Origin of the sequence: Campylobacter concisus (assembly GCF_002913045.1) — a bacterium.
Lineage (GTDB): Bacteria > Campylobacterota > Campylobacteria > Campylobacterales > Campylobacteraceae > Campylobacter_A > Campylobacter_A concisus_AP.
In genome coordinates this window covers 30,567-50,925 of record NZ_PPAF01000041.1, presented here as the reverse complement: position 1 = coordinate 50,925, position 20,359 = coordinate 30,567, and the positions used below count along the sequence as shown (strand labels likewise).

Annotated in this window: 13 protein-coding genes; 2 read left to right on the top strand and 11 right to left on the bottom strand. The window is 34.9% G+C overall.

Annotated features, from left to right (window positions below; all coding sequences use genetic code 11):
• Window positions 1-9 precede the first annotated feature (9 nt).
• Window positions 10-531: a hypothetical protein gene (locus tag CYP43_RS08510; RefSeq protein ID WP_103583259.1), complete on the bottom strand. Its 522-nt coding sequence runs from the start codon at window positions 529-531 to the stop codon at window positions 10-12.
• Window positions 528-1,388, bottom strand: coding sequence for a menaquinone biosynthesis prenyltransferase MqnP (gene mqnP / locus CYP43_RS08505; protein ID WP_430622342.1), 861 nt, complete (start codon window positions 1,386-1,388; stop codon window positions 528-530). Before mqnP ends, CYP43_RS08510 begins: the two co-directional genes overlap by 4 nt.
• A gap of 102 nt (window positions 1,389-1,490) precedes the next feature.
• Between mqnP and CYP43_RS08500 the strand changes: the two genes are divergently transcribed.
• Together CYP43_RS08500 and miaA are read left to right on the top strand one after the other, a co-directional pair.
• On the top strand, window positions 1,491-2,705 hold the full coding sequence (locus tag CYP43_RS08500; RefSeq protein WP_103583257.1) for an FAD-dependent oxidoreductase: 1,215 nt from the start codon (window positions 1,491-1,493) through the stop codon (window positions 2,703-2,705).
• Between the two features lie 2 nt (window positions 2,706-2,707).
• The gene (gene miaA, locus CYP43_RS08495) at window positions 2,708-3,583 is read left to right on the top strand and encodes a tRNA (adenosine(37)-N6)-dimethylallyltransferase MiaA (RefSeq protein ID WP_103583256.1); all 876 of its coding nucleotides are present in this window, start codon (window positions 2,708-2,710) and stop codon (window positions 3,581-3,583) included.
• 29 nt (window positions 3,584-3,612) lie between these two features.
• On the opposite strand, the gene CYP43_RS08490 is transcribed toward miaA, so the two are convergent.
• The 9 genes from CYP43_RS08490 to CYP43_RS08450 all read right to left on the bottom strand — a co-directional run bounded on the left by CYP43_RS08490 (window position 3,613) and on the right by CYP43_RS08450 (window position 20,356).
• Entirely contained in the window at window positions 3,613-4,605 is a 993-nt protein-coding gene (locus tag CYP43_RS08490; RefSeq protein ID WP_103583255.1) for an iron-sulfur cluster assembly scaffold protein, read from the bottom strand.
• Window positions 4,606-4,622: 17 nt separating this feature from the next.
• Complete coding sequence (locus CYP43_RS08485) at window positions 4,623-5,813, bottom strand: NifS family cysteine desulfurase (RefSeq protein WP_103583254.1); 1,191 nt, start codon at window positions 5,811-5,813, stop codon at window positions 4,623-4,625.
• A gap of 406 nt (window positions 5,814-6,219) precedes the next feature.
• Window positions 6,220-7,578, bottom strand: coding sequence for a thioredoxin reductase (locus CYP43_RS08480; RefSeq protein ID WP_103583253.1), 1,359 nt, complete (start codon window positions 7,576-7,578; stop codon window positions 6,220-6,222).
• A gap of 3 nt (window positions 7,579-7,581) precedes the next feature.
• Window positions 7,582-11,334: a hypothetical protein gene (locus CYP43_RS08475; protein ID WP_103583252.1), complete on the bottom strand. Its 3,753-nt coding sequence runs from the start codon at window positions 11,332-11,334 to the stop codon at window positions 7,582-7,584.
• A 2-nt stretch (window positions 11,335-11,336) separates the two neighbouring features.
• Window positions 11,337-14,867, bottom strand: a complete 3,531-nt coding sequence (locus CYP43_RS09575; RefSeq protein WP_180998675.1) for an Mbeg1-like protein — start codon at window positions 14,865-14,867, stop codon at window positions 11,337-11,339.
• Window positions 14,868-15,521: a tRNA 2-selenouridine synthase gene (locus CYP43_RS08465; RefSeq protein ID WP_180998674.1), complete on the bottom strand. Its 654-nt coding sequence runs from the start codon at window positions 15,519-15,521 to the stop codon at window positions 14,868-14,870.
• A 93-nt stretch (window positions 15,522-15,614) separates the two neighbouring features.
• On the bottom strand, window positions 15,615-15,842 hold the full coding sequence (locus CYP43_RS08460) for a hypothetical protein (protein WP_021090435.1): 228 nt from the start codon (window positions 15,840-15,842) through the stop codon (window positions 15,615-15,617).
• Between the two features lie 16 nt (window positions 15,843-15,858).
• Window positions 15,859-17,241 (bottom strand): efflux transporter outer membrane subunit, encoded by a 1,383-nt coding sequence (locus tag CYP43_RS08455; protein ID WP_103583250.1) that lies wholly within the window; start codon window positions 17,239-17,241, stop codon window positions 15,859-15,861.
• Window positions 17,231-20,356: an efflux RND transporter permease subunit gene (locus CYP43_RS08450; RefSeq protein WP_103583249.1), complete on the bottom strand. Its 3,126-nt coding sequence runs from the start codon at window positions 20,354-20,356 to the stop codon at window positions 17,231-17,233. The genes CYP43_RS08455 and CYP43_RS08450 overlap by 11 nt, the downstream gene beginning before the upstream one ends.
• Window positions 20,357-20,359: the final 3 nt, after the last annotated feature.

Below are 20,359 nucleotides of genomic sequence, written 5' to 3'. Positions count from 1 at the left end.
ATTTTTCCTTTACGAATTCGCTCTAAGCTCTCTTATCATCACACGCTCTCTAGCCGTCACGTAAGCGTTCCAGTCGGCCTCGTCCTCTTCGTGCATGTTCTCTATCTTTGCTAGCCTCTCATCCTGCGCCCTTAGATAAAGGCTCAAATTTCTCTTTGGAAAGATAGGTATCGCGATCCTTGCGTAGTAAATTTCATCTTTTTTAAATTTATCTTCGCTTATTTTTATATGCGTAAAGCCGATCTCATCGATATCTGCGCTCTCTTTTAGTGACAGATACTGCTTGTGCTCATTTTTTATATAATCACTAAGCGCGTCGATCTTTCTATGAAGCTCAATGACAAGCGTTAGCAAGACTTGGTCGCTCTCTTTGGTCTCGCCGCGTGATTTTGCACGCTTTAGCCACGCTCCAAGCGCATCCTCGTCGCCTGGCAAGATAGAGTTAAATTCTCTTAAAAATTTCTCATCCCCACTTCTGTCGCATTCATAAACCATGCTAAGAGGCGCTTTAAAAAGCCTTACTTCGCTCATAATACACTTATCCAAACAAAGATGAAAAATAAAATTCCCAAGTAGCCATTTAGCGTGAAAAACGCCCGATCTATCTTGCTAAAGTCGCACCTTACGATCCTGTGCTCGAAAAATAATATCACGCCGCTTACCACAATGCCAAAAAATGCCATCGCTCCAAGCCCAGCCGCCCAAGCAAAAAGTAGCCAAAGTATAAAGGCTAGAGCGTGAAAAATGGCTGATAAAAATAGTGTCGCCTTGTCGCCATAAATGGCTGGTATGCTAAAGAGCTTGTTTTCTTGGTCAAATTTAATATCCTGAAGCGAGTAAAGCAGGTCAAATCCAGCCACCCAAAATGTCACACCAAGGCAAAGTAGTACGCTCCAAAGCGGTATATCAGCGCTCACTGCGACCACGCCAGCGATAGGAGCAAGTCCAAGACTAAGGCCTAGCACCAAGTGCGCTAGCTCGCTAAATCGCTTAAATAGCGAATATCCACCAAGCACGGCAAGTATGGGGAAGCTTAGCCAAAATGCGAGCGAATTTACAAAATAAGCGCAGATGATAAAGATAAGCGCGTTTGCTGCGATGAAAAGCTGCATATTGCCCTTGCCGATGCGCCCATCTACGCTTGGACGGCTTGCGGTGCGTGGGTTTAGCTTGTCGATGTCCTCGTCTTGATATCTGTTAAACGCCATGGCGAAATTTCTAGCGCTGACTGCGCAAATAGTGCCTAAAATAAGCAGTTTAAAGCCAAACCAAGCCGAGCCATTTTCTATCTTGCTCGCAACTATCATCGCCACAAAGATAAAGGGCAGGGCAAAAACCGAGTGCTTAAAAACGATGAGTTCTGCGATATCTTTTAGCTTTTTAATCATATAAATTTCCATCTTTTTAAAAAGTGCCTGATTTTACACCATTTTGCTTTAAATCTAAATTTATATTATCATTGCGAGAGTAATTTAAAATGAAGGGTTATGATGAGTAAAATAGCGATTATCGGAGATGGTTTTAGTGCGTTATTTACGGCGCTTGAGCTAGCTAAAAAGGGCGAAGAAATTTTAGTTATTAGTAACCAAAAAGATGAGTTTGAAAGCGGAATTTTAACCCCATTTAACACCACAGCGCTTGCAAGAGATGGAGCGATATCTAGCTCATTTATGGGGCTAGTTAGCAAAAAAAGCGAGCTTGATATAAGTATTTGCTTAAATGAAAATTTTAGAGCTTGGATGACAAATTTTACACTTAAATCAACCAAAGCTCACGACAAAAAGATGCAAATTTTGTTTTCAAAATTTGGTAAGAAAAGCTTTGAAATTTTAAGAGATTTAAACAACAAATATCCGCAGATAAATTTCGATGAGAGCGGCGTTTATCTACTTTTTAGCAATGACGAAAGCTTTAAAAAAAGGCTTGATGAGATAAAGGTTGCCCATAGCGAGCAAGAAATTTTAAGCGTAGATAAAGAGCTTACAAATTTTGGGCTAATAAATAAAAACATAAAAGGCGCTATAAATTTAGCCAAAAACGCAAGTATTGACACAAATGAGCTCAAAAAAGCTTTGATAAATGAGCTAAATTCTCTCGGAGCAAAATTTATAAATGATGAAATTTATGAGCTAAAAACGCAAGGGCAAATAGTGCAAAAAGCTACCGGCAATAACGGCGAATATGAGGCCGATAACTTTGTGATCGCTTCAAAAAATTTAGAGCTTTCAAATAAACTAGGCACGAGCATAAATGCGATTTTGGCTAAATTTTATACCATTGATCTTAGCCTAAACGAAGGACAAATCCCTAAAAAACCAATCATCTTAAATGATCTATTTGCCAAAATTTATCCAACTAAAAATGGCGTTACGATTATTACAAATTTACAAGTCGGCGCTATCGATACGCTTGTTAAAACTGAAAAGATTAATGCATTTTTAAATGAGCTAAAGATACATCTTGGCATAAGCGAGCTAAAAGAGCCTAGCTTTAGGGCAAACTACGTGCTTCTTAGCTCAAACGATAAGCCAGCTCTTGGACGCGATAACATATATAGTAACTTGATCTATAACCAAGCTTATGGACTAAATGAACTTAGCTTTGCTCCGTATTTTGCCGGTGTTTTGGCAAGTCTTATAAAAGATGGTAAAAATAACAAGGAAAATGATGAAATTTTACTCTTTAGCTCGTTTTACGAGGGCTAGACTTGTTTAAAGAATTTGCAATAATTGGCACCACGGCAAGTGGCAAAAGCGATCTTGCATTTGAGCTTGCAAAGGAGCTTAATGGCGTCATCTTAAGTCTTGATTCGCTTGCACTTTATAAAGAGATAGATATCGCCAGCGCAAAGCCAAATAAAGAGCAGCTTGAAACTATAAAGCACTTTGGTGTAGATGAAATTTATCCTGATGAAGAATTTAGCGTTGGGGCATTTTTTGAAATTTATAAAAATGCAAAGAATTTTGCGCGCTCACAAGACTGCCCACTCATCATTACAGGAGGCAGCGGCTTTTATCTAAAATCAATGCTTAGCGGACTTGCACCAGATGTGCCAAAATGTGAGCTAAATTTAAGCAATGAAGAAATTTATAAACTAGCTATAAAAATCGATCCTGAGTTTGCAAGTAAATTTAGCCAAAACGACTCTTATCGTCTCGAAAAGTGGTATCAAATTTATAAATTTAGTAGCCAAATCCCAAGCATTTGGCTAAGAGAAAATACTAAAGAGAGCATCATAAAAGAGCTAGCGATATTTGAAATTTTATGGGATAAAGATGAGCTTAGAGAACGTATCAAAAAGAGAACAAAAGGCATGCTTGAAGCCGGGCTCGTAGATGAGGCGAAATTTTTGTTTAATAAATACAAAAGTGAGCCAAAACCACTAAAATCAATAGGTTTAAAAGAGTGCAAGCAATTTTTAAATAAAGAAATTTCTCAAAACGAGCTTAAAGAGCTCATAGCTACGCACACGGCTCAGTTAGCAAAACGTCAGCGAACCTTTAATCGCTCGCAGTTTGAAAAAAAATTTGTGGGTGATTTGAATCAAATTAGAAGTGAAATTTTAAAATTCTTAAGAGAATAAAACTAGCCCACAAGGGCTAGTTAATAAAATCAAATAGGCATTACCCTAATTTTTGGGCTTAAGCTCTCTTGTAAGACATTTTCAATCGCATAAAGAGTGCCAGTTGAGCCACTTGCACAGCCCGAGCAAGCACCAAGATAGCGGATATAAATATCAGTATTTTCTCCGTTATCATTTCTGATATCTAAAATTTCTAGATTTCCACCATCCATCTCAAGCATTGGGCGAATTTCTTTATCTATGACAGACTCTACCGCTTTTAACTGCCCTACCATCGTCATATCTTCAAAGCTAATGTCACCTAAAGTATGATTTGCTTGGGCATTTGCCTGAGCTTCGATCTTCTCACGCTCCATCTCAGCCCTAGTATCACGCAAAATATCCACCAAATAATATTCTCTTTTTTCATGGCCACCAGGCTTTACGCAAGACTTGCAAAATGCACCAGCTTTGGTGTATTGCGTGATTTCCTCAACTGTGTGAAGGTCATTTAGTCTTATCACTTCTTTAATCGTACCAAGGCTTACCCTAGCGCACTCGCAAACGATGATCTCATCTTCAAAATGCTCTGGATCTATGCCTTTATAGCTTGCCGCAGCTGCTTTTATAACATCATACGCCATAACCGAGCAGTGCATCTTTTGAGGCGGGACAGCCGGTGTTTCTGGATTGTCACGCATAGCCTTTTCGACATCAAGGTTTGTGATCTTGACAGCTTGATCAACTGTTTTGCCGATACAAAGCTCAGCCATCGTATCAGAGCTAGCTATCGCTGTGCCACAGCCAAAGCTTTTAAATTTAGCATCTATTATTTTGTCTGTCTTTTCATCAACAAGCCAGTATAGCCTAACCGCATCACCGCAGCTTTCCGCACCAAAATCAGCCACAATAAGCTTTGCGTTTGCCTTTTTAGCATCTTCTTCGGTTATCTCTCCCATAAATTTAGGATTATTCATCCTATCTTGCACTACCTTAGAATACTCATCCCAGATAGAGCCTCCGATCAAATTATTCTTTGCCATGTTATTTCCTTTAAATTTTATAATCCGCTCTTATGCCATTCTGGGGCGTAGGCAAATGTACTAGAGATATCTCTTAGTCTATTTACCGCTTTTGTTATGTGCTCGATCGCATAATCAATCTCTTCTTCTGTATTAAATCTAGAAAGAGATAATCTAAGTGCGGTGTGAGCTAGCTCTTTATCTGCCCCTATAGCCTCCATTATTGGGTTACTCTCTAATGTTTCACTTGCACATGCTGAGCCAGTTGAAGCTGCGATGCCAGCTTTGTTTAGATCCCAAAGCATAGCTTCACCTTCAACGCCTTTTATAGAAGCCAAAATGGTATTTGGCACACGTTGTTCTTTTTTTCCTACAACGCTAACATCAGGAATTTTTAAAATTGCATCTTCAAGCTTATCACGCAAACGGCGAACATGAGAGTGCTCATAATCCATAAATTTATTTGCCAGTTCAAGTGCTTTACCCATGCCGATGATGCCAGGAACATCGAGCGTGCCACTTCTACGTCCACCCATGTGCTCGCCGCCATGAAGTAAGCTACTTAGTGGCATACTATTTTTTATAAATAGTGCTCCAACACCCTTTGGTCCGTGAAATTTATGCGCAGAAAAGCTTAAAAAATCAACGTCAAGGTCTTGGACATTTATCTTTATCTTACCAACTGCCTGAACCGCATCCGTGTGGAATAAAGCCCCGTATTCATGAGCGATACTAGCAAGCTCTTTTATAGGAAAGATCATGCCAGTTTCGTTATTTGCACTCATTATAGAAACAAGTGCTACATTCTCATCCATTACAGCTCTTAGCTGTTCCGGAGTGACTATGCCATCGTTATTTACATCTAAAACAGTAAGCTCTACGCCATATTTTTCTAAAAATTTACAAGTTGCCAAAATAGCTGGATGTTCAACTGCGGTTGTTACGATACGCTTCTTCTCGCCAGTTGCTATTTTATCGAAGTAGATGCCTTTTACTACCCAGTTGTTGCTCTCAGTTGCACATGAGGTAACGACGATGTCATCGCTATCTTTTGCGTTTAGTCCGGCATAGAGCTGATCTAGTGCTGTTCTTAAAGCTGGATGTGTTTCAGAGCCAAATTTATGAAGCGAGTTTGGATTACCGTATTTTTCACAAAAATATGGCTTCATAAGCTCAAAAGCTTCAGGATCAACCATTGTTGTAGCGTTATTGTCTAAATATACTCTCAAATTTAAAACCTTAATTAGGATAAAAAATATCCTTTTTATTTTTGATGGGATATTATAACAAAAAAGTTAAAAGCAAGTTTAAAAATATGCTTTAATTTTTTCAAAATTTAGCTCATTTTGATATTAAAATATATTGAAATTCTTTATCAAAATTTGTATAGATCGCTATTCGCGATTTTTCTTATAAAAAAGTCCAATTATCTCCTAAAATTAATTTATTTTTTTAAGTTAATAGTGCGACAAACATATTGCCTACATGCATTATCTCTTTATAGTTTTCTTCTAGTTTTTCATATGAGGTTTTATAAAGTTCTATTAGGCCGGTTATCGTAGAGATCTTTGATTGTAGTGGCTTAATATATTTATATTTGGCTCCGTTTGGAGCCATAGATATTAAATTTATTCTTTAATCCTTTATATTATGCTCTTTAGCATAGCTTAATATCTTTTGCCTAAGATCTTCAGGAAAACTTTCTCTATACATTACTGGTATTAAAGGATTTAGCTTTTTATCTAATTTACCAGCCTCATATAGTCTTATTAGCTCTTCTGGTGTGTTGTAGTATGGTGCATTTGGATATCCTTCTGGTGGAGTTAGAGACATTATTTTAGCTTCTAGAAGGGTGGAGTCGATGTATAAGTCTATGTCTCTTTGTGTCATCTTATTTGGAAAGCCTTTTTTATCAAATCTAGTTGTAAAATGTGGCATTTCCTTTTTGAGATATGACATAAATTCCTCCCTCGTTGTTTTATTAGCGTCAAAGTCTCTAGGATCTAATAGCTCACCTTTATCTTCTACGAGTTCTCTTAAAAATTTATGTGTTGTTCCTTCTGGATCAAATGCTACTCCGTCCCTATTAAAATCCATTACAAAGTAATTACCTACTATTTCATCAAGATAAGGCATCATGCCATATTCATCTAGTGGAGGATTAGTAAATAGTTTTCTAAACTCTTCTGCCATTTGTAAATTTTTGTTTAGACCTATATTGTAAGTTTGATATTCAAATAGATCACCTAAAAAATCTAAAGCCTTTACTACTCCTAGCTGAGCTGCCAAGAAAATTCTTTGATAATCTCTTGCTTTAAAGCCTGCTTCATTTCCATGTGAAAATCCCATAGGATTTCCAAGTATGCCAGCACATATTCCCCACTCTGCAGAAAAGAGCATTGATTTTAATGTACCTTTATTAGCATTTACTTCATCATAAATTTCAGCATATTCTGGTTTAGTTAGTTTGCCTTTGTTATCTACTCTAGCTATTGCATCTTCAGGGATATCTATCATAGTGCATTTTAGATTACTTCTTTTTACTAGATAGATATATCTATCTCTTTTATCTTTTAAGCTTTCATAGTAAGCTTTTTCTGATTTAGTCCAAGGAGATAGTTTAGTTGAGCTTGGTTTATAGCTAATATCTAGCCATGGTTTAAATGATAGATAGTCTGTTTGACCTAGAGAGTTTGGTTTAGGGTTATAGTATAGTGGTTTATAGTTTTTATATGGAGATGAGTCTAGGATGGAGCGGGCTTGAAGGAGCATTTGGGAGTGCTCTTTTACACCTATAGTCTCACTCCCATAATCAAGAGGTGAGACTGATAAATTTGTATTTTTATCAAATGGTATTTCCATTCCATTTGGAGCTATAACTATATATGTATTATTGTTATCCATTAAATTTCCTTTATTTATTCTTTTATTTATTTCTATTAGTGATATGGCTATTACTAAGATAGCTAAAGCTGTAAATATAATCTTCTTCATCTTTTATCCTATATATAGACCATCTTCCATTACTATGGTGGTGGCTAGACGACCGATTAGACGAGGAGGGATATTTTCTTTAGCTTTATCTTTTAAATCGACCTTACACCCCACATACACACCCTTTATGTTATTGTTGCCAATAGTATCAAGAGCCTCTACCAAATCTCTTGAGAGATTAGAATGATTGTTTTCATCACTGGTGTTAAAGATTCCTTTTTTAAATTTGTTTATTATCTCAACAGCTTTTTGATAGGCTTTTATAGCAGAAGAGAAACTATATCCATCTTGGTTGTCATCTTTGTTATAGACACTATAAATTTCTTTCTCCTCTTTAACATCTAAATTTAATCCTCTTATCTCTACATCAGAGTTAATATATCTACTTCTTGCATAATTAAAGTAGTTTGCATCTACTTCATTGCCAGCTCCTCTTAGTTCATCTAAACATAGATAAGCACTAAGGTTATTTAGTGCTAGCTTTGAAGCAAGGTTATGTGAGAGTTTGCTTTGTTTATTGTTTATATCATAGTAGATAAATGAGTTATAGTCTAATCCTCCACTATTTATATTAGCTCCTAGAAATAGTCTATTTAAATTTAGACTTATATAGTTTTGATAGATCATCACTGGATAGTAGCAATAGCTATTTGTACTATTTTTATCATAAGCTTCTTTTATAGACATAGGTTTATATGAGATATTATTTAGTGCGTAAGCTTCATTAAATTTATATGTGTATCTTGTGTGCATTATTTCGTTGTAGTTCTCTTCTAGTTTTTCATATGATGTTTTATAAAGTTCTACCATACCTTTAAGAAAAGCTACTCCTACATCTTTGCCTAGTGATTTGCCATATCCTTTTAGCATATTTCTCATAGCTTCGACATCTTTTGGGTTAAACATATAAGTTTGTTTCATAAAAGCAAAGCTTCTCATACTATTCCAGATGATACTTATGTTATAGCGGCCTATTAGGAGACGAAGTTTTACAGAGTTAATAGCCTGTTTAAGCAGATTTCCTTTTGATTTCCTTAGGATTTCAACATTTGTTTTAGAATTTGTTACATACTTTATAAATTTATCCACATTTTCAGTATTATTCATAGTAAATAACTGTCTTACAATGTTTAATACACCAAGCTCATCAAGAAGCTCATCTGTTGCCTCTTTTTTATTTGGATCAAATATAAATGAACCAATAGAATTATAAATTTTTGATTGACCATCTTCACTAAAGTACTCTGCAAAAGGAAATAGCCCTTCTATGGCGGTTTTTACTATAAGCGTTGGAGCTTCCTTCTTCATATCTTTTTCTATGGTTTCATAAGGGATATCTTGCATGTTTAAAGTCTTTTTCAAGATAGCATCGTCCTTTTTCCAACAATCCTCTATCTCTTTTGCTTGTTTATCAAGTAGCTCTTCTATCTGCTTTTGCTCCTTTAACCCCAAGATAGAAGTGTCTATGACCTCATGTTTATTCTCATTATTTGCTTTTAAGAGTTCTTCCACACTTGCTACGTTACCTTTTTTTGAGTATTCCATATAGTCTCTTAACTCTTCAATGCAAATATATTCACCAACATTTGCATTTATACTATCTTTGTAAAAAAACAAAGCTTGCTCTTTTTCGCCAAGTCTTATTGTTGCGTTTTTATGGATAACCTTTATCTTTCTTTCTGCTATCTCTATATATTCCCCATCATTACTAACAGATTTCTTTACCAGGTCCCCTGGGTAGCTTTTAGTTATTATAAAGTAAGCCACGGCAATAGAGAGCACTTCTGTTAAAGAGTAGTGGTCTTTTGGCATACGATCGATTATTTCGCTTGTAAGTTCTTTAGCATCTTCTATATTCATTTCATCTTCGTATTTTTTCATATTAACCATATCATCTACACTAGGATAGTTTGGGTCAAAACTTCTTTCAGAAACATTTTTATTTATCTTTTCAAAAATATCTTTAAAAGTTAGAGTGACCTTATCCATATAAGCTTTTTCATTTTCTTTTATCTTCTCCATATCGTTTGGCTGCTTAGCATAAGCATTTATATGTAAAAAATTCACATTATAAAGCTCATCATTATTTGATTTATTTGGTGAAAGTCCAATAGAACTTTGATTGGCTCTACGATCACTAGCTTCTTTTTTCTCTATAATGTTATCTATATAGCTTTTTTCTATCCTTGCAAATGGAGATAAATTTAGCAAAAGAGTTGATTTGTCATTATTTTGATCTATATCTATACTATATTTGCTATAGTCTTTTACTGGATTTAGAGTCTTTATGTCACTAAATTTTTGTTTTACCAGGTTGCTACTTTTTGATCTATTTATATCATCTTTTATAGTTTGATCAAGACTTTTACTAATAACTTCCTCTCTTAATCCTGCACTTGATCTAAAAGGGGAGTTTGAAAGAACGATATAGTTTTTATTTAAATTTGAGAAGTCTTTACTATTCATCTCATCATTTACTGAGGTATTATTTTTATCGGATTTATCTGCTATTAGATTAGCTAACTTTATAGAGTTAAAATTTGAAGCACAGATAAAATTTAAATTTGCATTTGTACTTTTTATCTCTTCTTTTAGTCTATTAAAGAGCGTATCATCACTTGAGCCAAATCCTAAGTTTTTATTTATGATATCGTAAGAGCAAACATCTTTAGTATATTCAAACACTGATACATCATCTAAATATCCATATACGCTATATCCTTCATCTGCATTGCAGTTTATCTCCTTTGCGACTGAATTAATCTGAAAAGGTACATAGTCTAAATTTAAATGTGTAAAGTCTATAAAAAATCCAGCCTTAGAATTCTTATCACTTTTGAACACCAATACATTGCAATTTGAGTTTATATTTAAGGTATTTATAATAGAAGCAAACCTAGATGTAAAAAATCTTAGTATAGGCAAAGATACTCCATAAAATGCTTTATTGTCATAATACTTATATGCTTCAGTGGAAAAATTAATAAGTTCCCAAGCAACAGTACCCCATCCTATTAATTTTTTTCCTACTGCTTTTGTACCTGACAAATCAACAAGGCTTAATATAGAAAGTATGAACTGCTTTATAATAAATTCTCCATCATCCTCATTTAGATTTTTTAAATTTTTATCTAGCTCATCAAAACACTCTTTGACGCTTCTTTCAAATTTAGTTTCGTTTAACTCCTCATTAGACATTAAAGGCTTTGCATCATTTATTAGATCGTCTTTTAAAGTACTTAAACACTCTCTTAAAACATCTTTGCTTTTGTTGTAATAAGATATTATAAATTCAAACATTTCAGCAAAATTTTCTACTGGTCTAGCTTGATATTCTCTTCCTGGACCATACTTTATTTTTTCTGTTTTAATTTTTATGGGATCGATCTTCTCCTTTAAATTTACAAAGAACTTATCAACTGCACTCTTTTTATGAACTACTTTTACTGGAATTCCTCTATATTTAAATTCCCTTGATTTATCTAGATTGTTATCTTTAAAACTCTCTTTATCTATATAAAAATCAGTAACGATAGATATTGTCCTATCTTCTTTAGAAAAAATTGCTTTCCAAGAACGAGGATTTAGAAATGTTGATAGTTCATTTCTTATTAAGGCTGCCATACTGCCAAAGTAGTTTGACTCAAGAGAATTTAAACTAGACGTATAAAGCGTCACGCTCTTTGCATCAGCCATGTACTCTTTTATCTTTTTTAAACTCTCTTCGCAAGAGTAGGTTATATTTATATCATTCATCGTTATGCCACCACTACTGTTTTAATTATATTTATATTATCGCTATATTCACTATCTAACCCACAAGCAAATTTTATACATACTGTTTTTGCCTTACTTGGCGTAATATAGATAAGATTGTTATCGTCACTCATATCATCTACAAATTGAAAAAATCCTATTCCGCTCTTAGGAAGCGTCATATCTTTATAGATAGGCTCAGTATATTTAGGGGTAATAAAAATAAAATTTTTATTCATAAGCGAGTATTTAAAGTTAAATGATGAGATACTAAATTTATCATCTCTAAATCGGGCCTTTAGATACTCTTTTAGCTTCTTATCTTTTATATCAGAGCCTTCGTCTAAATTTAGCTCCATTTCTTTAAACCCCTCTTGGTTTTTATATTCCACATCATTTAACTTATATATGCAAACGGCAAGATTATCTGTTTGATTAAGAGCTGATTTTATATGAAGCCTTATGTAGGCATTATTTAAATTTATATCTTTTATTACTTCGCTACTATCTTGCATACCAGGATTACTTAAACTATGCTCTAGTTTTAGTTTATTCTCTTTTTTTATGCACCTTAGCAAAGAGCCGGTGTTGCTTAGGCAGTTTGGCACTAGATCTTGCATTACAGCGTAGTGATCATTCATGCTTTTTAGACTAAGTGCTGATCTTGGTACATAAGCTACTATGACGCATGGAATCCTAGCCGAGCAGCCTACTATCGGCGAGTTTATAAAATCAACATCGAGTATCACGCCTTGATCGTCTGATCTTATGCTCCTGCCTGCCCTACTTTTTAAGATCACATGACCACCATGTGGGCAAATGATAGTGTCGTCTTCTATGACAGGGCATGAAGTTGCAGTGGATGAAATTTCTTTAGATTGATTATCTTTTTGTAAATTTTGCCTTTGATTTAAATTTGAAAGAGCCTCTTTAGTCTTTTTGCTCATTGGTTTTAGATCGATATTTAGACTCTTATTTAATAGTGAATAATTTAATATATTTGCTTGAGAATTTCTATAAGCAACATTTAGCCTTCCTATATCTTTATCTTCATCTCTTGGCTGATGAGTAAAATTTAGAGGTATATTCTCATCACTGTTATATTTTTCGTCTTTAAAATAAAGTGGATAATCCTCCTCTTCATTGGCTTTAGATAAAAGAGCAGAGTTTAGATATATTCTTTGATTCATATTTTTGCTATCTAGCTTAAATATCTCCTTTAATACCTCAACATCGACTATACTTTTATCCACTGCACTTACACTAAGGGTATCGTTGTTTTTATAAAAGATACTTCCTACACTCTCATTCATAAGAGCTTTTATATCATCGGTTGCTACTTTATTGTTGTAAGCTACATCATCGTTATTTTGAGCAGATTTATTATTAGCTATTACTATGGCTTCATTGCTAGAGCTTATGTCCTTAGAGTCTATGCTAGCTAAAAAATTTTCATTTTCTTTTAGCTTTACTAGATCCGCGTATTTTAGATTTATTATGCTCTTTAGCATATCTATTCTATCTTTTACAAAGATGCTAGCCTCTGCTATATCCACTCTATTATCTCGTAGTATCGTTATATTTTTATAGATGTTTTTGCTATAAGAGAAGTATTTGCCAATTTCATTTACATCTATCTTTTTTTCAAATACAAATAAATTCAAAGCACAAATTGCCACTAGCATATCTATATCGCCAGCTCTAGCATCACTTACTATCTTTGTCGCATCTAGTTTATCTAGATCATCTATATCTAGTATCTTTACTAGATGTGCCTCTTTGTTGCTATTTTTATCTATATTGCTGCCTAAATTTTCTATTATATACCCAACCATATCTTGCTTAAAATTTTCATCACTAAATTTGCCATATTCGTAAAAGAGATTTAAATAAGCATAAAAAATATATAAAGGTGTATCTAGCATAGAAGCATCGCTTATATCATCTATATTTACATCTAAATTTAACTTCGATCTTATGCATTTTAGTTTAAATTTAAGTGACTGGATATATTCATTTAGATAATCAAGTGCTTCAGCTATATCTTTGCCTTCTATCTTGACTTCATTTTCTTTATTTTCTAAAAGATAGCACAACATATATAAAACTAAAACGCTCTCTTTTAAAAAGTGAGATCTAATTAATATATTCACCAAGTGCCTATTCTCAGTATTTTCATACTTTACTTCGCCAGTTGTATCTATGCCTAGTTTATAGCCTAGATCAGATATGACTGAAAAGGTAGGTTCTATTAAAACAGCTACATCTTTTGAAAAGCTATCTTCATCTCTATTGATACTTTGTTTAACGCTCTCTACGTGATGTATCTCTATGTCTATATCTTTTTCTTTGCTCGCCTTATTTATATTAGAACTTACTTTTTTATCTGCAAGAGTCTTTTGAGCTTGTTCATTATTTTTAACTACATCTACGTATTCATCTACGCTACTCTTATCATCCTTAAAGCCAAACATACCTTTTATCTTGTTAAAGACCGAACCTACCATCTTTCCTATAAAGCCATCTTTGTCTATGACTCTTGCTATCCATCTTGCACCTTTTGCTATGGCTTTAGCTACAAAGCTAAGAAGCCTTAAGCTCCAAGTAAAAGCTGAAGCTAATATACCACCATAAATTCCTGGAGCGTTATAAGTATAAAGTTCTTTTACTCCGCTATCTTTAAAGGTTACTGCATATATTTGAGCTAGATGACCTCCTAATGAGTGACCTGATAGAATGATGTCTTTGGCGGTGTTATCTAAATTTAAAGAATTACCACCTTCATTATCTAAACCACTTAAGTTTTGACTATGAGAATTTATAGCTTCTTGCATAGAGGATTGAAGTGATTTTAAAGCAGATATTTGCATAAGCGCTCTTGATGTGATAGCCATAAAGGTATCATCTAAGAGATCATTCATTTTCATCTCTGTTCCTCTAAAGCCTATGATATAGTTTGACTTAAGCGTGTCATAAAATATAGTTGAGCTAAAACCTGATTTTTGATTAGGTATGTGCTTTACTAGCTCATAGCGATTAACAAAAAGTTTTGTGCGAGGGGAGAGGGATTCGGGGGTATAAAAAATTCTTGGTGGCTTGGTTTTAGATGTTTTTATAAAATTCTTAACATTATTTGACAACTCAACAATTTCTTCTTTTTCATCTCCTTCTTCTATTGGTTTTTTTACTATTTTATCAGCCATAAATCTAGCTTCTATGCAAAGGGCATAAGCAGTGGGGCTACCGACTTCTTTAATAAGATTATCATTTTTATCTCGAACATCTTCAGTCAAGATATCACCTATTCTAATATTGTCTTTATATCTCCAAATAGGCTTTTTCTTTTCATCTTCTCTATAAGAATTTACAATATTTTCAGGAACATTATCTTTACCAAATTTATCATAAAGCTCATCAAGTCCATTTCTTTCATTCTCAAATACATTATGAAGCATTGCATAACTTGCATCAGCTATATCAATATAGTCTTTAAAGCAATTTATTAGCTCTTTATTTGATTTTTTAGTTTGCACTTACTTGTCCTTGTTTGCTTTTATGAATTTGTTGTTTATTAAGTAGAAAATATTATCTCCTGATTTTGTACCAAAAGACTCTTTAGTAAATGATACACCTCTACCTTCATCACCAAATAGTCCATATTTGGTTTCAATATAAGTATATGAAAGATATATTTTTATAATTCTCATCTCTTTTCCATCAAAATACATATATTTAGGGTAAATTCTAGGTTCTTCTTTTAAAAAATCATTTCCTATAAATTCTTTTATCTTATTCGTATAGCTTTCAGGTACTTCTGCTTTTTTACCAGTATCTCTTTCATAATCTATCCAACGAGTGTAGTATTTTTTACCATTTGAGAGGGTTTGATCCATTTTTGGATTATCATAAAACTCTGTTTTTAAAATTTCTCTCATTTTTTGATTTCTTTCATTTTTATTAGGTATTGTCTTTATTCTCTCTAAAATTTCTTTTCTTTTACTATCTCTTATTTGTTCTTGTCTCACTATCTCTTTCTCAAATTTCTCATCAAATATATATACTCCACCATATTGTTTAGCTAAGTTTTCTAGTTCAGAGTTGCTTATCTTTTTGTTTGCTTGATTAGCTGAGCAAGCTATTAAGAATATACTTGTTAGAAGTAGTAATATAAATGCGGTAAATTTCATAAATAAATTTTTAAAATAAATAATCAAAAATCTAAGAATTTTACATAATGAAGTCAAGAAGTTCATCTAAGGATTTTGTCCTTAGATGAAAGATTAAGATTTTTTGATCGCTCTAATAGGAATAACAAATATCGCTGCGATCACATAAAAGGCAATACAAAAAACAGCTGCCATCATAAATATCTCGCCGATATCATAAAAGCTTGACTCAAGCCTAAATGTATCCACGTAATTTATCGCAAACCATAATGCTACGCCAAGAGCGATAGCAAAAACAAAAAAACCCCAAGAAAACAAGAAATTTAATATCTTAGTTCCCAATTGCTCTCCTTTTTAATTATTTTTCTAACTTAAAACCGCCGCCAAAAGCTCTATAAACTTCGACTGCACTATCGACCTCATCAAGCTTTGCTGAGACGTCTTGTAATTTTGCTTGAAGCAAATTTCTCTCCGCATCAAGAAGCTCTAAATGTCCAATGTAGCCAGCGTTATACTGATCTTTGGCAAGTGAATAAATTTTTTGCTGCGATTGTAGCAAATTTTTCACTTGTTCCAAAGAAATTTTTGCATTTTGCCTTGAGACAAGAGCATCTCTTACTTCACCAAGAGCCGATTTTACCGCTGCTTCATAATTAACAGCTGCGATTTGCTCATTTGTTTCAGCAACACGGACATTATTTTTTGTCCTACCAAAATCAAAAATTTTCTGTGCTAAAGAGCCTCCTATACTCCATGTATTAGCATTTCCAACAAAGATATTTTCAAAATCAATACTTGAAAAGCCAAAAAGTCCAGTCAGTGAAATGCTTGGAAAATACTCAGCCCTTGCAACACCAACAAGAGCATTTGTAGCTTTTAAATCAGCCAGTGCTTTTGCCACGTCGCTTCTTCTTAGCAAAATTTCAGAGCCAATGCCAGCACTTATCTCGGGAGAAGCTGGTAAATTTTGCGAGCTAGCAATAGCTCCACTTAAAATTTCATTATTACTTTTACCAGTCAAGATGGCTAGTGAAGTGATAGCTTTTGACTTTGCATTTAATATAGAAGTAAGATTGGTCTTAGCGCTTTCTACTGCTGCCTTGCTTTGCAAATAAGTCATCTCATTTATGCTTCCAAGATCAAGCTGTGTTTTGCGAAGCGCTAGCGTGTCTTCATAAGTTTTTAAAGTCTCTCTTAGCACAGCTTCTTGCATATTTAATGAAACTAACGCAAAGTAGCTTTTTGCAACACTTGAGCTGATACTTAGCCTCGCGCTATCGTAGTCAAATTTGGTTGCATTTAGGCTTTCTTCAGCTGCAGCTACATTATTTCTTACTCTACCCCAAAGATCAATCTCATAGTTTAATCCTAAATTTATATCTGATTTTCTATAACGAGTTTGTGGTTGTTTAGTATACGTTTCACCGCTACTTTTTGCTTTTTCGTAGCCTACATTTAAATTTATACCAGGAAGCAAATCTGCCTCAGCTACGCCAAGGCTTGCCTTTGCTTTCTCTAAATTTAAATAAGCAACACGTAAATTTGTATTTTTCTCGAGTGCATTTTCTACTAGAGAATTTAAATTTTCATCGTTAAATTCTCTCCACCAAAGATCCCTTATATCGCTTGTCTCGAAAGTATATGTTGAGGTGAAATTTGTATCTACATTTGGCATATCTGGACGAAATGAGCAACCAGTTAAAAACGCCACCGCTATAAGTATAAACGCTTTATTTTTCATCTTTTTTTGCTCCCTTTTTCCAGTATTTTTCATTTAAATTTTCAAGCAAATAATAAAACATTGGCACGAAAAATATAGCTATCGTAGTAGAAGCAATCATACCACCAACCACGCCAGTTCCTAGTGAGTGGCGAGAAGCTGCACCAGCACCTGTGCTTATAACCATAGGAAATACGCCAAGTGTAAATGCAATTGATGTCATTACGATAGGTCTAAAGCGAAGTTTAGCCGCATTTATCGCTGAGTCAAATATACTCTTACCGCTATCACGCTCTTGCATTGCAAACTCTACGATCAAAATGGCGTTTTTAGCCGCTAGACCGATAAGCAACAAGAGTCCGATCTCAAAGTAGATGTCGTTTGTTAGGCCTCTTATCCAAACTGCTAGCAATGAGCCAAATACCGCAAATGGTACGGCTGTGATAACCGCAAGTGGAATGAGCCATCTCTCGTACTGAGCAGCAAGGATCAAAAAGACAAAGATCATACCAAAGATAAAGGCGACTGTGCCAGTTCCCTGAGAATTTACCTCTTGATACGCTGTTCCAGCCCAGCTTATAGCGTAGTCCTCGCTGCTTAGCGTATCATTTACGACCTCTTGGATCGCTCTTATCGCATCGCCTGACGTGTAGCCAGGTTTTGGATCACCCATGATCTTAGCTGATGGAAAGAGGTTAAATCTATCAACGATATCAGGTCCGATCGTTCTTGTAAGTGTTGCTACTGAATTTAGTGGCACCATGCCGCCATCATTTGAGCGGACAAAAATTTTTCTTAGATCCTCAGGGCTGTTTCTAAAGTTATCGCTTGCCCTTGCATATACGCGGTAGGACTTGCCTGCAAGGTTGAAGTCATTTATATAGTAAGAGCCAAAAGTAGCTGCTACCGTGCTAAAAATTTCGCTCTCGCTTACACCAAATAATTTAGCTTTTTCTTTATCAACTGTTATCTTGAACTGACGATAATTTGTCTCAAGCGTGGTTCTAACATTTGTTAGTTCAGGTCTTGCATTAGCTATTGCTGATACTTTTCTAGCGTCTGCTTCTATCTCATTGTAGCTCTTGCCGCTTTTGTTTTGCAGATACATCTCAAAGCCACCAGTCATTGATAGACCCATGATAGGTGGTAAATTTACAACGAATGTCATTGAGTTTTTTGAGCTCCAAAGCATACCGTTAAACTGGCCAGCCAATGTATCAGCTCCATTGTTAGCGCCTTTTCTCTCACTCCAATCTTTTAGTTTTATAAAGCTAACGGCTGAATTTTCTCTAAGCGAGCTAGCTAGTATGTCATAACCTGCAAAAGCCATAGTGAACTCAACATTTGGATTGCTTAAAATGGCGTTGCTAATTGAGACTACTTCTTCTTTTGTCTTTAGCATATTTGTTGAAGGTGGAAGTGAGGTGATAACCATTAAAGCACCCTTGTCTTCTGAAGGCACAAGCCCTTTTGGCACAGCATCAAATAGCTTATAAGTGGCAAATCCTAAAATACCAATTACAATAAAGCTAATAATAATATGCCTTAAAATTTTAGCCACTCCGGCCGTAAAGAGTCTGGTGCTAAAGTCAAAGAAGTCGTTAAATTTCTGAACTATCCAAAATGGCTTGCTCTCTTGCTTTTTAAGCATAACCGCACAAAGTGCTGGCGTAAGTGTAAGAGCAACAAAGCCTGAGATACAAACAGAAACAACAAGTGTTAGCGCAAACTGCTTTTGTATAACGCCTACAAAGCCCTCCATGAAAGAGACTGGCACGAAAACTGCGCAAAGCACGAGTACGATAGAGATAACCGGAGTTTGCACCTCCTCCATTGCCTTAAATGTCGCGTCTTTTACGCTGATCTCTTTATCTTCATGTAAAATTCTCTCGACATTTTCTATGACGATAATAGCGTCATCTACGACGATACCGATGGCAAGAACTAAGGCAAAAAGTGTAATCAAATTTATACTAAAATCCATCACATAAAGTCCGCCAAATGTACCTATGATAGATACTGGCACGGCAAGCATCGGAATGATAGTCGCACGAAAACTTTTTAAGAAAAAGTACATTACGATTAAGACGAGTACCATCGCTTCAATGAAAGTTTTTATAACCTCATCAATTGAAACATCTATAAATTCTGTTGGATTGTAAGCTATGGTGTGCTCTAGGCCAACAGGATAAGTTTTCTTTAGCTCGTTAAGCTTTTCTTTTACAGCATTTGCGGTAGCAAGAGCATTCGCATCGTTTTGTAAAAATAGCAAAAGAGGAATAGCCGGTTTGCCGTTTAACATCGCGTCGTTAGCATAGCTAGCTGCTCCAAGCTCTATGGTAGCTACATCTTTTAGCTTCAACACTGATCCATCGGAACTTTTAATTATTATATCGCCAAACTGAGCTGCATTTTTAAGACGTCCATCGGTACGAACAGAATAAACATAAGGATTACCACCATCCGATGGCTGTTCGCCTATCTTACCAGCGGCGTATTGTGAGTTTTGAATTTTTACTTGAGAGATAACGTCGCTTGGAGTTAGTTTAAAATGAGCTAGTCTATCTGGCTTTAGCCAAATTCTCATAGAATACTCTTTAGTACCTATCAATACTGTATCACCGATACCACTAACCCTTTTTATCTCATCAGCAATATTTAAATTTACATAGTTATATAATTCGATCAAATCCATATTTGGATTTGTAAAGCCAACAACTTGAAGGATCGAGCCACTTCTTTCACGCACCGTTACTCCCATATTTTGCACTTCTTGAGGCAATCTTGAAAGAGCAGCTTGTACGCGGTTATTTACATCGATCGTAGCTTGTTTTGACGATGAGCCGATCTTAAAATATACGCTTATATTCATAGTACCTGCTGAGCTTGAGGTACTTTGCATATATAGCATATTTTCAACGCCATTTATCTGATCTTCGATCGCACTTGCGACTGAGTCGGCGATAGTCTGCGCATCAGCACCGCTATATGTCGCACTTACAGAGACAGTAGGCGGTGTAAGACTTGGATACTCCTCTATAGGAAGCCCCTTGATACCCATAAGACCTGCTATAACTATGATGATAGATATAACAGTTGCAAATATCGGGCGGTTTATGAAAAATCTTGAAAACATCTA

Bases quoted from the DNA above. Each gene is read 5' to 3' on its own strand.
- CYP43_RS08510 (WP_103583259.1), bottom strand. From the start codon at position 531: ATGAGCGAAGTAAGGCTTTTTAAAGCGCCTCTTAGCATGGTTTATGAA.
- mqnP (WP_430622342.1), bottom strand. From the start codon at position 1,388: ATGATTAAAAAGCTAAAAGATATCGCAGAACTCATCGTTTTTAAGCAC.
- CYP43_RS08500 (WP_103583257.1), top strand. From the start codon at position 1,491: ATGAGTAAAATAGCGATTATCGGAGATGGTTTTAGTGCGTTATTTACG.
- CYP43_RS08490 (WP_103583255.1), bottom strand. From the start codon at position 4,605: ATGGCAAAGAATAATTTGATCGGAGGCTCTATCTGGGATGAGTATTCT.
- CYP43_RS08480 (WP_103583253.1), bottom strand. From the start codon at position 7,578: ATGAAGAAGATTATATTTACAGCTTTAGCTATCTTAGTAATAGCCATA.
- CYP43_RS08475 (WP_103583252.1), bottom strand. From the start codon at position 11,334: ATGAATGATATAAATATAACCTACTCTTGCGAAGAGAGTTTAAAAAAG.
- CYP43_RS08465 (WP_180998674.1), bottom strand. From the start codon at position 15,521: ATGAAATTTACCGCATTTATATTACTACTTCTAACAAGTATATTCTTA.
- CYP43_RS08455 (WP_103583250.1), bottom strand. From the start codon at position 17,241: ATGAAAAATAAAGCGTTTATACTTATAGCGGTGGCGTTTTTAACTGGT.
- CYP43_RS08450 (WP_103583249.1), bottom strand. From the start codon at position 20,356: ATGTTTTCAAGATTTTTCATAAACCGCCCGATATTTGCAACTGTTATA.